13 protein-coding genes are annotated in these 16,280 nt (G+C 37.2%); 7 read left to right on the forward strand and 6 right to left on the reverse strand.

The genetic code is table 11. The features are described from left to right. The first annotated feature begins 1 nt into the window (after position 1). From CTY47_RS15090 to CTY47_RS15100, 3 genes are read left to right on the forward strand one after another with little or no spacing between them, the layout of a single operon-like run. Complete coding sequence (locus tag CTY47_RS15090) at positions 2 to 2,149, forward strand: Kelch repeat-containing protein (protein WP_143813409.1); 2,148 nt, start codon at positions 2 to 4, stop codon at positions 2,147 to 2,149. A 3-nt stretch (positions 2,150 to 2,152) separates the two neighbouring features. Further along, positions 2,153 to 3,040 (forward strand): serine O-acetyltransferase, encoded by an 888-nt coding sequence (locus tag CTY47_RS15095; RefSeq protein ID WP_099465619.1) that lies wholly within the window; start codon positions 2,153 to 2,155, stop codon positions 3,038 to 3,040. A gap of 45 nt (positions 3,041 to 3,085) precedes the next feature. Continuing rightward, on the forward strand, positions 3,086 to 6,202 hold the full coding sequence (locus CTY47_RS15100) for a glycoside hydrolase family 2 TIM barrel-domain containing protein (protein WP_099465620.1): 3,117 nt from the start codon (positions 3,086 to 3,088) through the stop codon (positions 6,200 to 6,202). A 206-nt stretch (positions 6,203 to 6,408) separates the two neighbouring features. Here the strand turns inward: CTY47_RS15100 and arsM are convergent, their stop codons facing one another. From arsM to CTY47_RS15130, 6 genes are all read right to left on the reverse strand, one after another. Beyond that, the gene (gene arsM / locus CTY47_RS15105; protein WP_099465621.1) at positions 6,409 to 7,221 is read right to left on the reverse strand and encodes an arsenite methyltransferase; all 813 of its coding nucleotides are present in this window, start codon (positions 7,219 to 7,221) and stop codon (positions 6,409 to 6,411) included. Between the two features lie 51 nt (positions 7,222 to 7,272). Then, positions 7,273 to 7,599 (reverse strand): ArsR/SmtB family transcription factor, encoded by a 327-nt coding sequence (locus tag CTY47_RS15110; protein ID WP_099465622.1) that lies wholly within the window; start codon positions 7,597 to 7,599, stop codon positions 7,273 to 7,275. A 153-nt stretch (positions 7,600 to 7,752) separates the two neighbouring features. Then, a complete protein-coding gene (locus tag CTY47_RS15115) occupies positions 7,753 to 8,838 on the reverse strand; it encodes an LptF/LptG family permease (protein WP_099465623.1) in 1,086 nt (361 codons plus the stop codon). Positions 8,839 to 8,841: 3 nt separating this feature from the next. After that, the gene (gene tgt / locus CTY47_RS15120) at positions 8,842 to 9,972 is read right to left on the reverse strand and encodes a tRNA guanosine(34) transglycosylase Tgt (RefSeq protein ID WP_099465624.1); all 1,131 of its coding nucleotides are present in this window, start codon (positions 9,970 to 9,972) and stop codon (positions 8,842 to 8,844) included. Between the two features lie 36 nt (positions 9,973 to 10,008). Further along, positions 10,009 to 11,607: a 4Fe-4S dicluster domain-containing protein gene (locus CTY47_RS15125; RefSeq protein WP_099465625.1), complete on the reverse strand. Its 1,599-nt coding sequence runs from the start codon at positions 11,605 to 11,607 to the stop codon at positions 10,009 to 10,011. A 3-nt stretch (positions 11,608 to 11,610) separates the two neighbouring features. Then, the gene (locus tag CTY47_RS15130; RefSeq protein WP_099465626.1) at positions 11,611 to 12,543 is read right to left on the reverse strand and encodes a DUF362 domain-containing protein; all 933 of its coding nucleotides are present in this window, start codon (positions 12,541 to 12,543) and stop codon (positions 11,611 to 11,613) included. An 83-nt stretch (positions 12,544 to 12,626) separates the two neighbouring features. Here CTY47_RS15130 and CTY47_RS15135 point away from each other — a divergent pair, with 83 nt between their 5' ends. The 4 genes from CTY47_RS15135 to CTY47_RS15150 all read left to right on the forward strand — a co-directional run bounded on the left by CTY47_RS15135 (position 12,627) and on the right by CTY47_RS15150 (position 16,256). Next, positions 12,627 to 13,415, forward strand: coding sequence for a hypothetical protein (locus CTY47_RS15135; protein WP_099465627.1), 789 nt, complete (start codon positions 12,627 to 12,629; stop codon positions 13,413 to 13,415). A gap of 98 nt (positions 13,416 to 13,513) precedes the next feature. Beyond that, on the forward strand, positions 13,514 to 14,401 hold the full coding sequence (locus CTY47_RS15140) for an aldose 1-epimerase family protein (RefSeq protein WP_099465628.1): 888 nt from the start codon (positions 13,514 to 13,516) through the stop codon (positions 14,399 to 14,401). A gap of 60 nt (positions 14,402 to 14,461) precedes the next feature. Further along, the gene (locus tag CTY47_RS15145; RefSeq protein ID WP_099465629.1) at positions 14,462 to 15,754 is read left to right on the forward strand and encodes an L-cysteine desulfidase family protein; all 1,293 of its coding nucleotides are present in this window, start codon (positions 14,462 to 14,464) and stop codon (positions 15,752 to 15,754) included. A gap of 103 nt (positions 15,755 to 15,857) precedes the next feature. After that, positions 15,858 to 16,256 (forward strand): (2Fe-2S) ferredoxin domain-containing protein, encoded by a 399-nt coding sequence (locus tag CTY47_RS15150; protein WP_099465630.1) that lies wholly within the window; start codon positions 15,858 to 15,860, stop codon positions 16,254 to 16,256. Positions 16,257 to 16,280: the final 24 nt, after the last annotated feature.

Consider the following 16,280-nt stretch of genomic DNA (forward strand, 5'->3'; position numbering starts at 1 on the left):
GATGAAATATCTATATTCTATTATATCATTTTTTTTGATTACTAATATATTGTCAGGCTGTATTGAAGATCCGGATATGGAAACGGGTGTCAAGAATGCAAAGATTCCGACAGTTAATACACTCATTGATGACCAGCATACTATTGAAAAGCTGGCAACTACTATTTCTTTTTATGCAGAAGTTATTAGTGGAAACGGTTTACCTGTCGAAAAATATGGTGTATGCTGGGGATTGGAATCGGAACCTACAATAGAGAAGAATGATACTACTATATGTGGTAAAGGATTGGGAAAGTTTAAAGGTATAGCCCATAAATTAAAACCTAATACTTTATATTATATACGTCCATATGCAATTAATGCAAAAGGGACGAATTATGGTAAAGAAATTACTGTTAATACGACAAAAGGTTTAGGTGTTGTTGCTACAGTTGTAGTAAGTGATAGTATAAAAGCAGAAAGCGTTATTTGTGGAGGTAAGATCGTAAATCATGGAGAAGGAATTATAAAAGATAGAGGGGTTTATTTAACTACACCAACGACTAAAGACTCTGTAATACCGATAATAATGAATGCAGATTCTTTTGTATGTAAAATAACTAAATTAGATACATCTACTATATATATTGTTAAAGCTTATGTAGAGAATGAATTCGGTATATTTGCAGGAGAGCCGCAGACATTTAAGACAACTAACGGGTTGCCTGTTGTAACTTCTCTCAAAGAGGTTGCAATAGGATTTACTGATGGTAGTTTTGAAGCGGAGGTTTCCAATGAAGGAGATTCGGCTGTAACAGTTCGTGGGCTATGCTGGGGATTTGTGTCGGGAACAATGTTGGAGAATGGGGATACCACTATAAATGGTGCCGGAAAAGGTAAATTTACTGGTAAAGCAACAAAACTTAAATCAGATAAGATGTATTACATGCGGGCATATGCAAAAAATGCTTATGGTACAGCTTACAGTAATGAAATATCTTTCTGGACAAAAAGTGATCTGCCACGTTTATCAGCGGTCGAAATAGCACGTACGGATATTGGGGGAACATTAAAAGTCTCCGCAGCAGTGTTGGATGAAGGAGCAATGAATGTTATAGAATCGGGTATATCTTATTCATTAACAAAAGATGATAAAGTAGGAAATACGAAGGTGGAGCTTTCTTCAGGTAGAAATTCTTATGAGGGTGAAATTTCTGGTTTGAAAGGAGGATCTACATATTATATCAGAGCATATGCTATTAATAAAGATGGAGTAATAACGTATGGAGAAGAAACATCATATACAACTCCTGATATATTTTCTGCCAGAAAAGTTTTTGAAGGTAATAACCAAATAGGAGGAGCTGTGGCCGTTACAACAATGGGTTCTAGCGGATTAATTCTGGGTGGTGACATTGGATCTGAAGCAACAAATGAATTCTGGGAGTACCGGGCATATAAAAATGAATGGTTACAACGAAATTCATTCCCTGTTAAGAGAAAATGGCAAACTGCTATTAATATAGGTTCTGCAGTGATTGCTTTTGGTGGTGTAGGTTCTGATAATGTAAGTACAAAAGATTTATATCTGTACTCCTTATTTACAAATTATTGGGAGCAAATAACATATGATGAAACGAATGCTCCCGATGCCAGATATCTGTCTGCAGGCTTTGCATATAAAGACAGTGTCTTTATTGTTGGTGGAATACGTTCCGGTTCTATAACAGACGAAGTATGGTCTATTAAGCCAGCTAATGCAGAAAAATGGGTAAAGAAGAGCACTTTTCCCGAAAAACAATGTCGTGGAATAACTGTTGTTATAGGAGATAAAATATATGCTGGCCTGGGAAATAAAGATTGGGTTACCCCGTCATACAGTAGAAAATTATATGTATCAACGGATGGGGCTAATACATGGAAGGAGTTAAATTCAATAAATGCAAACGTTCGTTGTGGTGTAGCTTTTGATAATAATATTTACGTAGTAGATGACGCTGGCTATATTTGGAAATATGATATAACCGCTAATAGCTGGACCCTGAAATCTCAATTGCCGTCAGGTAACAGAGATATTTATTGCATGTATTCATTAGATGGTCTTATTTATTTGGGACAAGGTACTTCCGGTTCGTCAATCATAAGTTATGACCCCTCATGGGACAATTAATATATGAAAAGAATAGAGGCTTTAGAGCACATACAAAGCAATGTAAAATATCTATCGGCTTTTGATTTACCGGAATATAAATATATTCCGTTACATCAGAAACCTTCACCTTCCATAGCTTCCGTCAGGGAAATAATGACTTTGTTACGGACTATTATTTTCCCCGGCTTTTTTGGTACCGAGCAGGAAGCACAAGTTGATTCTATCCAGTACTATATGGGGGTGAATCTTGAAAAAGTGTATGATTTATTACAGGAACAGATATATAACGGACTCTGTTTTGAAGTTGAACGCTGCTGTGATTCTAAGGATCGTGCATCACAAATTGCGGTAGCATTTATTGATAAAATCCCTCACATAAAGTATCTTCTATCTACTGATGTTAAAGCTATTCTGGATGGGGATCCGGCTGCAAAGAGCGTTAGTGAGATCATTTTTTGTTATCCCGCCATACATGCAATACTTTATCAGCGGGTTGCGCATGAATTACTAAGGTTAGGAGTACCGGTCTTACCCCGAATCATTACGGAAATGGCGCATTCCGATACAGGGATTGATATTCATCCGGGCGCACAGATAGGTGAATATTTCAGTATAGACCATGGTACAGGTGTGGTGGTAGGTCAGACTGCTATTATTGGCAACCATGTCCGGTTATATCAAGGTGTAACATTGGGAGCAAAAAGTTTCACGTTGGATGACGAAGGTTTGCCTATGGATGTACCCCGCCATCCGATTATAGAAGATCATGTAACAATATATTCAAATACTTCTGTTTTAGGAAGGATTAGAATAGGCCAGGGGTCAATTATCGGAGGTAATATTTGGTTAACCTATAACGTTCCACCTAACTCCAAAATTCTTCAAACAAAAGCTATTAAAGACGAATAAAAAACAATATTTGTCTTTCTATTTAATAACCTATACTAACATTTCATGAAAAAAATTTCAATTATTTCCAGCCTGCTTCTTTTAGCTATAGCAATGCAAGCGCAAACTAATTTTTGGGAAAATCCTAAATTAGTAAATGAAGGCGTGGAGAGGCCCCGGGCTACGTTTGTTCCTTATGAAGGGAAAAAAGAAGCTATGACCGGTGATAAATTTTGTACTCCATTTGTCCAATCTTTAAATGGAATATGGCGGTTTAAATTTAGTGCTAAACCTTCTGAACGTCCTATGGATTTTTATAGGACAGATTATAATGATAACCACTGGAGTAATATTCAAGTCCCTTCAAACTGGGAATTGCAAGGATTTGGGATTCCGGTCTATACGAATATCCCATATATATTTCCGACAAATCCTCCTTATTTGGATAATGATGATTTACCTATAGGATCGTATCGCACGTCATTTAAACTACCTGAAGGTTGGGATAACCGTGAAATTATTCTTCACTTTGAATCAATTGCCGGTGCTGCAACCATATGGATAAATGGTAAAAAAGTAGGCTATTCCAAAGCTTCAAAAACGGCTGCTGAATTTGATATTACAAAATACTTGAAAATAGGAGAGAATCAATTGGCTGTGGAAGTATTTAAATGGAGTGATGCCTCTTATTTGGAAGATCAGGACTTTTGGCGTTTGGCAGGCATTGAGCGAGATGTCTATTTGATAGCCCGTCCCAAAATTTCTATCGAAGATTTTTTTGTTATCGGAGATTTGGATAAAGCATATAAAAACGGCGTTTTCAGCATGGATGTAAATATTCGTAATTTTACAGAACAACCTGCTGATAATTATAGTGTAGAAGTTGCCCTTTCAGATGAAGCCGGTAAAAATGTTTTTATTAAGAATGTATCAATACCTCAGATAGCAGCAAAAGGAGAGAATAAGGTTACTATTTCCCAGGTAATTAATAATCCGAAACAATGGAGTGCTGAGTTTCCTAATTTGTATGATGTAACCATTACATTAAAAGATGTTTCAGGAAAAACTGTAGAGCTTACAGCTATTAAAACGGGATTCCGCAAAATAGAGATAAAAAATAGCCAGGTATATATTAATGGCACTCCTATTATTATTCGTGGTACGGATATTCATGAACATAATCCGGAGACAGGGCATACTCTTACAAACGAAACGCGCATACAAGATATTCGTCTTATGAAACAGTTCAACTTGAATGCAATCCGGATGAGTCATTATCCACAAAGTCCTGATATGTTTAAACTTTGCGATAAGTATGGTCTTTATGTTATAGATGAAGCTAATATTGAAGCACATGGTTTGGACGGTTTTGATACTTCCCGTCATCCTTCTTTCAGTAAAGATTGGTTAGGACAGCATATGGACAGGACACAACGTATGGTTGAACGTGATAAAAATCATCCATGTGTAATAGGATGGTCTACCGGAAATGAGAGCGATTTTGGTCCCAATTATATTGAAACATATAACTGGATGAAGGAGCGTGACCATACGCGTACCGTTCAATGCGAACGTGCTCCGGAAAGTGAACTTTATTCAGATATTATTGCCTGGATGTATACTTCCCCCGATAAGCTTCAACAGTATGCAGATCGTACTGATACAAACCGCCCGTGGATTCTTTGTGAATATGCCCATGCAATGGGAAATAGTACTGGAAATTTCCAGGAATATTGGGATATTATTTTGAAATCTCCTAAACTACAAGGTGGTTTTATTTGGGACTGGGTTGATCAGGGTTTGGAAACTACAGATCCAAATGGCCGTAAATATTACTATTATGGAGGTGATTTCGGTGGAGATCGCTGGGTAAATCAGGAAAATTTCTGTGCAAACGGTCTTATTAGTGCGGATCGTACTGTGCATCCGGGATTATATGAAGTAAAAAAAGCATATCAAGGTATTTACTTTGAACCGATAGAAGTGGAGAAAGGTAAAATTAAGTTGGTTAATTACTATCAGTTCACCGATTTAAGTTATTATGATTATGTATGGTCTTTTCAAATAAATGACAAAATTGTTGCGACAGGAACTTTTAAAGTCTCAGGAAAACCAGGTAGTACAGTCCCCGTAATGATCGCATTACCTTCTTATACACCCAAAGCCGGCGAGGAATATTTTTTGAACTTGAAAGCCCTGCAACGTGAAGGTACAGAATTAATTCCTTCTGGCCACGTTGTTGCATCTGAACAGTTGATGTTTCCTAATAGTAACTATTTTGGAAAGGAAACAAGTTCTAGGGGAAATTTAAAGATTCACAAAGTTGATAATATATTAACTTTTGAAAGCGAAGGAATCAAAGGTTCTATAAATTTAAAGAATGGTTTGCTATCCAGTTATAAGAATGGAGATGACGAACTTATTACTTCCGCTCCAGTACCTAATTTCTGGCGTGCTCCGACAGATAACGATTTTGGAGAGAATCTGCAGTTGATTACTAATATATGGCGTACAGCCGGTGATAACCGTAATTTGGTAAATATCGACGTGAAGGAACAAAATGCCAATGGTGTGGAAATAGTAGCTAAATATAAATTAAGATACATAGATGTAGATTACACAGTATCTTATCTTATTATGAACGACGGAGCAGTAAAAGTAACAGGAGCTATAGATATGGGAACAAAAGATATGCCGGAGCTTCCTCGTTTTGGGATGAAGATGCAACTACCGGTTACGTTCGAAAATGTGTCATATTACGGACGCGGTCCATTAGAAAACTATTGGGATCGTCAACGTTCCATGTTTGTGGGGCGCTACAATAACAAGGTAGAGGATATGGGCTTTGAATATATCCGTCCGCAAGAAAATGGTAACCGTACAGGTTTGCGTGTAGTAACTTTTACCGATAATAAAGGAAATGGTATTGAACTTGAAGCCGTAGGTCAGCCACTTAATTTTACGGTCCGTCATAATTTAGATGAAGATTTTGATCCGGGTCTGACTAAAAAACAACAACATATATCCGATATAGATCGTCGCGATATAGTTGCTGTAAATATTGATATGCAACAACGAGGTTTAGGAGGTGATGATAGCTGGGGGGCTAAACCTATGGATAAATATCGTTTACAGGATAATAAATATAGCTACAGCTATATTATACGTCCTGCGAGAAAATAATTAATTGGAATTTGTAAAACAAACGGGGAGTAGGAGGTCCATAAAACCTTTATACTTCCCGTTTTTTATTGTATAAAACCAAAAGATAGTATTTGCATGTCATGAAACAACTATCAGTATAGTAATACTATAAGAATTAGGATGATACTTCCGGAATATTTATCTTTACGGCTAGTTTTAGTGGTATCGTAGATTTTCTGATAGAGTTACTTTTTTCCACCAGTAACAGTTATGGAATATATCCCGACATTTCCGTTTTTGTATCTGGATATAGTAGATTCATCTAAATGTTCTTTTAAGACTTCATCAGGTATTAAAATTGTTTTTGTCCGCTTAATCTCGATATCTGCAAAATTTACCTTTTCAATCTCTGCCAGATAGTCTTCTTTTTGGATGGCACTGGCTATACAACCGGCATACATAGAGGCATTTTCAGTGAACTCTTTCGGAAATATACCATTCAAGACTACATCTGATATGCAAAAATGACCTCCCGGTTTAAGGACGCGGTGTATTTCTTTAAAAATCCTGTTTTTTTCAGGTAGAAGATTCAACACACAATTACTTACTACTACGTCTACTGAATTGTCGGGTAATGGCATGTCTTCTATATCGCCTTCGATAAATTCCACATTGGTATAACCTCGCTTCATCGAATTTTTGCGGGCTTTCTCAATCATTCGTGGTGAAAAATCAATTCCGATTACTTTTCCGTTTTCACCCGTTTCAGCTCTCGCTATGAAACAGTCGTTGCCGGCTCCCGATCCTAAATCCAACACTATATCCCCCTTTTTTATGTTTGCATACTGAGTAGGAAGACCGCAACCCACTCCTAAATCGGCATCAGCTTCATAACCTTTCAGCCGACTATAATCTTCACTCATGATAGTGAAAACTTTTTTTGAAGGAGCCATCGGTTTTGTACCACAGCAACATCCCGATTTTAATAAATTGCTGTCTAAAGCAAGTTGATTATATTGTTCTTTAACCAATGCTTTTTTCTCTTCGTTCGTTTTCATACGTATAATTAAAAATAGTTCGTGCAAATACGAACATGATGGATAAATTTTTTATTTATTGTTACAGCTCTCTTTATTATTGATGTCGATAAAGAATGAAGCAAACAAACTTTTAGCTTCGTCCCAGTTTTCTTGATTAATACAATATTTTACAGTAGGGAGTGTAATTTCTCCTTGTATTAATCCGGCATCTTTAAGTTCTTTCAGATGCTGTGAAAGGGTACTTTTGGCAATCGGCAATACTTCAGACATATCACCATGGTAACAACATTTCTGATTTGCCAACAGTTGTAATATGGTTATGCGAATAGGATTTCCTAATGCTTTGGCAAAACGAGCCAATTTTTCTTGTTTGCTTGTAAATTCTTTGTTAGACATATAAATAACAGAATAATGTTCGTGAATATACGAAATACTTTTTTATTCGCAATTTTACGAATAGTAGTTTATTCTTTTTTAAACCTTCTTCAGAATTTCATTTTCAATATCAGGTTCCTACGTAAGGACTAAAACCAAACTCTTTTATTCTGGTTATCTCGGTGCTTTAAGATAGAGGTAAATAGCAATGAATGTATAAAGGATATTAGGAATCCAAGCTGCTACCATCGGACTAACATATCCATTAATAGCAAAAGTGGATGTAATGGTCATAAATAGAATGTATGAAAAACTTAATGCAAGGCCAATACCGATGTTCATACCCATTCCTCCTTTTATTTTTCGCGAAGAAAGAGATGCTCCAATAGTTGTCAGGATGAATGCTGCCATAATGGTAGCAAAACGTTTATGATACTCTATCTGGAAAGTTTGTATATTTCCGATACCGCGCTTTTTTTGACGTTCAATATAAGTATTTAATTCCGGGCTGGTCATTGTTTCGCAATCGTTTACAGATATGAGGAAATCGGAAGGAACAATTGTTAATGTCGTGTCCTTGCGAGTGCCTTGTGTAATATGTTCGCGCATACCGTCAAAATCGCGTATCATATAGTCGATAACTGTCCACTGATATAGAGAATCATACTTAATCGAATTTGCTGTTAGGCGGGATATTAATTTTTTATCATCAAAATTTTCCAATGAGAAACGATATCCCATATTTGATTTTCCGTCATAACGATCAAAATAGGCTATTACACCAGGTTCTACCTCCAATTGCACGTGGCTAACATATTCTTCTTTTTTGTTTCTGATATATTTATTCTGAAAATCGATACGGGTAATATTGGCCGGTGGAATAATAAATGCATTTAGGATAAATGTAACCAATGCTATGATTGTTGCAGAGATGGCGTAAGGGACCATAAGGCGCCTAAAACTCATACCGCTAGCCAACATAGCTATGATTTCAGACTTGTCGGCCAGCCTTGAAGTGAAAAAAATTACAGCAATAAAAGTAAATAAAGGACTGAATAAGTTGGCAAAATAGGGTACGAAATTCATGTAGTAATCGAATATAATAGCCTTTAATGGTACGTCCGGATTAAGGAATTTATCGATTTTTTCATTTATGTCGAATACTACCGAGATTGAAATAATCAAGGCTATAGCGAAAATGTATGTTCCCAGGAATTGCTTGATAATATACCAGTCTATTCGCTTGAGTTTATATTTCATATCTTATAGTCTGTTAGATAATTGACGTACCATACCACTTTTCCATGTCGTAAAATCGCCTAAAATTATACGTTTGCGGGCTTCTTTTACCAGCCAAATATAAAAAGCAAGGTTGTGGATGGAAGCAATTTGTAATCCTAAAAGTTCGTTTACTTTTATCAGGTGATGTAAATATGCCCTTGAATAAAGCGTATCGACGTATGAATTTGCATCCGGATCGATAGGAGAAAAATCGTTCTCCCATTTCTTATTTCGCATATTCAGTGTACCAAAGCGAGTGAAGATTTGTCCATTTCGCCCGTTACGGGTAGGCATTATGCAGTCAAACATGTCCACTCCGCGTTCAATGGCTTCCAGTATGTTGACCGGAGTTCCGACTCCCATTAGGTAACGGGGTTTGTCTTTAGGTAAAATCTCGTTTACAACTTCGATCATTTCATACATTTTTTCTGTAGGTTCACCTACCGCTAGTCCTCCAATGGCATTTCCATCAGCTCCTTTTTGGGCGATGTTCTCGGCAGCACGCCGACGTAAATCTGTATAAACACAACCTTGTACAATAGGGAAAAGGCATTGACTATAACCATATTTAGGATCTGTGCTATTGAAGCGTTCAAAACAACGATTCAGCCAGCGCTCGGTTAATTCAAGAGACTTTCTGGCATATTCGTAATTGGCATCTCCCGGACAGCATTCATCAAAAGCCATGATAATATCTGCGCCGATCGAGCGTTGTATATCCATTACCTTTTCCGGAGTAAACATGTGTCTGGATCCGTCAATATGTGAACGAAACTCTGCACCTTCTTCATGCAATTTACGGTTATCTGATAATGAAAAAACCTGAAAGCCTCCGCTATCAGTCAGTATAGGACGATCCCAGCTATTGAATTTATGTAATCCGCCGGCTTGCTCCAGAATATGGATGCCGGGACGCAGATAAAGATGATATGTGTTTCCTAAAATGATTTGTGCATTAACGTCTTCTTTTAATTCTGTCATGTGTACGCCTTTTACTGTTCCTTGTGTACCGACAGGCATAAAAATGGGTGTCTCAATTACACCATGATCGGTAGTAATTAATCCGGCCCTTGCATTTGATTTTGTATCGTTGTATTGTAATTTGAAATTCATGCTGAAAAATTTGTCGGCAAAGGTAGTGTTTTTCTATCAGAATCCGAAGTCTTCTACTTCTACCTTTTTTACCTCCTCCTCTTTAGGTTTTTCTACAAATTTATGTACTGTATTTGACTTTACAATAATAGCTCTCATCGGGCGTACCGGGCAGATGGACTCACAACCGCCACAACCGATACATAAATCAGGGTTTACATCAGGTATAGTCAACGTACCTTTATACGGAATCATGTGTACTGCTTGGGTCGGACAGTGCTCCGAGCAAGCACCACAGTCTGTACCTTCCGTTTTTACAATACAACGGTTAATAAAAAAGGTAGCAATACCTACTTGAGTTGTTGCTTTTTCTTCTTTAGTAAGAGGTTGTATTGCATGTGCGGGGCATACGTCAGCACATACAGTGCATTCATAATTACAGTAGCTGCTTATGTAAGCTAAATGAGGTTTCAACATATAATCGAAACCGTATTCTGTTCCTGCCGGACGGAGTACTTGACTGGGACATTTCACGACGCAAATATGGCAAGCTGTACATTTATCTTTAAACCGTTCCAAACTAAGTGAGCCGGGGGGAGTAACTGGCGGCCATTTTTGTCCCTTTCCGCAAGATGCTCCATTTCTGTTTCGCTTGCGTTTTCTTACTCCATTTGCTATAACGGATATTATAGGAAGACTTGCAGCAACAGTAGTGGCAGTAGCGATAAAAGTACGTCGACTATTAGTCTGAACTTCAGTACTATTAAGAGTTTGTGTTGTTTCTGTCTGGTTTATTTCTTTTTTGAATAAAGGCCTGAAGCGATATTGTAATCCTCCTTTGGCACATGATGAAACGCAGTTGAAACAATCTACGCAGCGGGATGCATCAACCGTTAAATCCTGACTGCTGATAGCTTCTGCTTTACAAGTGTGTTCGCAATTTCCACAATGAGTACAAGCATTTTTGTCAAAAGAGATGCGGAACAACGAGAATCGGGATACCAAACTAAGAGAAGCTCCTATCGGACATAATGTGTTACAGAATAATCGTCCCCGGAATGCAACCATCATTATGAATACGAGTAGTACTATGATTGAAGATACTAAACTGGTCGTGGTGACAGTGCTGATTGTTACATGGTATAATGAATAGTTATCCATCTTCATCAATACATCAGCCAAAAGATTGTTGCTCCACATAATAACAGGTCGGAATAAGTTTGTGGCTATACGTCCGAAGTTACTGTATGGGTCTAACAATAAACAAAGTTCCATAATGCCCAATGCACCCATAACGATTGTAAATGCCAGTAACGTATAACGTAAAACGTTTGCCGGTCTATGATATTTGAACCTGCGAACCCCGTTTTTTTTCTTTTTGCCTATACAATATATCCGATTGATGATATCTTGTAAAATTCCGGCAGGGCAAATTGTCGAACAATAAATACGTCCGAAAATCAGGGCCAGTATTAACTGTAATATAACAATTCCTCCCATACCGCTTAATATGGCAGGTATTAACTGAATATGTAATAATTTACCTGTTTTATCGGGTAGTATGCCTGCAAAATCAATAAAAAACAGAAATATAGGTACGAAAAAGAGGATTGAGAGAAGTACCCGCAATCCTTTTAAGTAATTAGTTCGTTTCATCCTTTATATTTTGATACGTTTAATGGTTACCTTATCCAGATTGGTAGTTCCTAACTTTAGTTTTTCACCTTTTTCCAGATGACTGACGGCAGCCATATCGAGTTGTTTTACCTGATTAAACAATTTTAGAGCGGCAGTATCAACCGCTACTATGTTAGGAGATACAATTAATGATTTCAAAACGGCAACATCGGCAGCAGTTTTGCCTTGAGGGCCATTTTGATGCATAATGCGGTACGCATCTACAATATTTAATACCGGTTTCTTTTGCCATGTGCAGATGTCTGCTATGCATTGTTGTAAATCATTTTGATGGAAAAAGCGCCGGTCCCATACAATACCCATGTAGTTCTTCATGGCGCACGTCATTTTTGCACCTCCATGATTTTTTAATACAGGAACATTAATCCATACATCTGCTTCAATCAGTGCTTCATGTATTTGAGCATTTTTTAAATTTACCCCGTTAGGTATAGCTACTTCTTTGTAATACTTTTCATCGTTTCCCGGCATTATTATTCCTCCTGCTTCTTTAACAGCAGCAGCGATACCGCTTGTTTCATAACATTTTTGCCAGTTGTCGCATGTATGGTCAAACACTGTCACTTTTTCTGCTCCGGCAGCAAAGCATTTTTTTACCAAAGCTTTTACTAATTTAGGATTTGTATTTCCTGCCATTTCGGGTGTCCTGTCCCAACCGATATTAGGTTTTATAACTACCTTTTGTCCTTTTTTTATATACTTTCCGATTCCTCCCAGAACATCTAATGCTTTTTCAAGCATCACTTCCGGTTCACCTCCCATTACGGCAACCATATCAGGGACTTGTTCTACAGTTATAGTATTAGTGGAAAGGGCAGCATGTAAACCTTCAAAGTTTAAAGAAAATGCAGCACCTGCTATAACACTGGTCTTTAGGAAATCGCGACGTTTCATCTCTTAATAGTTTAGAATTACTTGAACAAAGGTAGTAATTATCTGATAATAGATTATCTTTGAGTGCAAAAAAATAATGATCTATGATTTTAAACACATATATATCTTTGAAATCGTTTATAAATGGATGGAGTAGAAATAAGACTGACATAAAACTTGTTCTTTCCGCTGTTAATCTGATGCATACATTTTCTTTTGAGGATTATGGTCTGGGGCTTCTTCGTAGAGCAATCGGTTTATATGAACAAAAAATGAATATCCATCCGGATAATAGTAAACAAGCAATTCCTTTTTTTCGGGAAAATAGACGAATGCTGGTTGGCCCTGAGATGGAAATGTATATTATTTCCATGTATGAGAATGATTTGGTACCTCTATACTTGCAAATGGCTGATAGTCCTATCCTGAAAATTTCATTAGACTATGAATCATTAGCCGAATATTGTTTATTGGAAAATTTATATCTGATACGTTGTAAATATGATGAAGAACTGTCTTTACAGACCTTTGTCAAGCAATTAGAGAGAGAATACGATAAGTTCTTTTTTGACGAAGAACATACGGGATTTACGGCAGACTCCCGTTTCTTTTCTATGCTTTGTAATGCCTGCATGGAAGTAAAAAGGCCGGAAAAAATGGAAGAAAAGGAATGGAATGTTGCTTTATTCCGCCATCCTTCAGAAGCTGAATATGGTTTTGTGGAAGGAAAATTGACGCCTTTTATATCAATTCCTGTTCCTGTAAATTGTATAAAAAGGATTTCTTTGTTAAACAAAGACGGAGATATTTTGTCATTCAGTGCTTTGGCAAGTTTCCTTCAAAGTAAAGGTTTGGCTCCCGAATTATACCTGGAAGGATTGATAGAAGAGTGATATTATAAAATGATCCCGATGTTTTTTTAAAATCATCCCGATCATTTTATAATATCATCGGGACGATTTATTTTTTGTAAATTGATAAAAACAGACATATGAAAACATTAACGAATGAACTACTTACAATTCAGGTTGCCGAACATGGGGCGGAGTTGTCCAGTATCGTATCAAATAAAACGAGAAAAGAATATCTGTGGCAAGCCGATCCCGTTTTTTGGAAACGTCATTCTCCTGTACTTTTTCCGATAGTGGGAAGCTTATGGAATAATGAATACCGTTATCAGGGTATTACGTATAAGCTTTCCCAGCACGGATTTGCCAGAGACAAAGATTTTACGTTACTCTCTGAATCTGCCACAGAAATTCGGTTTGGACTGGAAAGTAATGAAGAAACTTTGGAATTATATCCATTCCCGTTTATATTGGAAATAGGTTATTTGCTTCATGAAAATAAAATTGATGTATTGTGGAAGGTGAAAAATACCGGACATAAGGACATGTATTTTCAGATAGGGGCACACCCTGCATTTTATTATCCTGATTTTAATTCGGAAAAAGAAAAGAGAGGGTACCTTTCTTTTGATAAAAAAGAAGGGTTGAAATATATTCTTATATCAGAGAAAGGCTGTGTTTCACCGGATAAGTATTCTTTGGCTTTACAAGAGGGTCTGCTACCGTTGGATATCCACACATTTGATAATGATGCTTTGATATTTGAGGATAGCCAGTTAAAAAAAGTGGCATTGTTGGATAAAGACAGAAATCCATACATAACATTGCATTTTACCGCTCCTGTAGTAGGATTATGGTCTCCTCCGGTTAAAAATGCACCGTTTGTCTGTATCGAGCCATGGTATGGGCGTTGCGACCCGGTTTATTTTAACGGTGATTATAAGGATAAAGATTGGATACAACACCTGTTGCCCGGAGCAACATTTGATGCACATTATACGATAGAGATAGGATTAAAGGATAAATTGTAAAGGTCGCTTCCGGAATATTTGACTACCTTTGCTGCAATTTATTTAATTAATGTCATTACCATGGATCAAAATACTAAATCACAAATTATCGGTTTAATTCATCGTGAAGTTATACCTGCAATTGGCTGTACAGAACCTATTGCAGTTGCTCTCGCTGCTGCCAAAGCTGCAGAAACATTAGGGAAAGAACCGGAGAAAATAGAAGTGCTTTTGAGCGCCAATATTTTAAAAAATGCCATGGGGGTTGGTATTCCTGGAACAGGTATGGTTGGGTTGCCTATTGCAATTGCCCTCGGTGCTTTAATAGGTAAATCATCTTATGGCCTGGAAGTTTTACGTGATCTTGATGAAGAGGGTCTGAAAGCCGGTAAAATGATGGTGGATCGTAAATGTATACATATTTCACTTAAAGAGAATGTCGATAAGCTTTATATAGAAGTAAATTGCTTTGCCGGAAATGATTCGTCAAAAGTGATTATTTGCCATGAACATACTCATATTATATATGTAGAAAAAAATGGAGATGTGCTGCAGGATTGCCGCGTTTCAGGGTCATCAAATGAAGATATGTGCAATGATAATGATTTGCGTTTATCTTTTTCTACAGTGTATGAGTTTGCAACAGAAATGCCATTGGATGAGATACGGTTCATTTTACAAACTGCCGAATTAAATAAAAAAGCGGCCGAAGAATCTATTCAAGGGAATTACGGGCATACGGTGAGTAAGACTGTTTCGGGGAAATATGGTAAAAAATATTTGGGAGAATCTACTTATACCCACATGTTAGCCGTAACGGCTGCAGCCTGTGACGCACGTATGGATGGTGCAATGATACCGGTTATGAGTAACTCTGGTAGTGGAAATCAAGGTATTGCTGCGACATTACCTGTTTTATCATTTGCCGAAGATATAAAATGTACGGAAGAGCAGTTGATCCGCTCTTTAATGTTAAGCCATTTAATGGTGATTTATATAAAACAGAGTTTGGGGCGCTTATCTGCTCTTTGCGGATGCGTAGTAGCTGCCACTGGTGCCAGTTGTGGTATAACATGGTTGATGGGTGGGAGCAAAATACAGGTATCGTACGCTATTAAAAATATGATTGGTAATATTACCGGAATGATATGTGACGGAGCCAAACCCAGTTGTGCTATGAAAGTTTCCAGCGGTGTTTCTACTGCCATGCTTTCAGCATTGATGGCTATGGAGAATAAAGTCGTAACTTCCGTAGAAGGCATTATAGATGACGATGTAGATAAATCCATATCCAATTTAACAGCTATAGGTTCGCATGGAATGGAGGCTACAGATAAACTTGTATTGGATATTATGACAGGAAAATCTTGTTGATATAATCCTTTTTTATCCAAAACATGCATACTATTTAAGGAGAAATCCGTATGTTTGCTACACACCTTCTGTAGGTGATTGTTTCCCTTAAATAGTATGTACTATGAATAAAGTAAAGACATTAGATGATCTTCGTAAAATGCGTGACTCTTTTCGCGCATCTTTAGATTTGCGGGAAAAAAGTGACCATCCTGAAAAAATGATTCAGATAAAAATTTCGATGGCAACGTGTGGAATAGCTGCCGGAGCAAAAGATATAATGAATTATTTTATTGAAGTACTCGATAGGGAACATATAGACGCATTGGTTACTCAAACCGGATGTATGGGGTATTGTTATGCCGAACCTACTGTCGAGATATTGGTTCCGGGGAAAGAACCTCTGGTATTCGGGTATGTAAATAAGGCAAAGGTGGATGAAATTATATCCCAATATATACGATATGGAATATTAGTAGACGGAATCATCCCTGTTTCTTATACAGCTGTTAAACCTGAATAATAAATACATTTCAAATACTAGAAA

Source organism: Parabacteroides provencensis, assembly GCF_900232875.1.
Lineage (GTDB): Bacteria > Bacteroidota > Bacteroidia > Bacteroidales > Tannerellaceae > Parabacteroides > Parabacteroides chinchillae.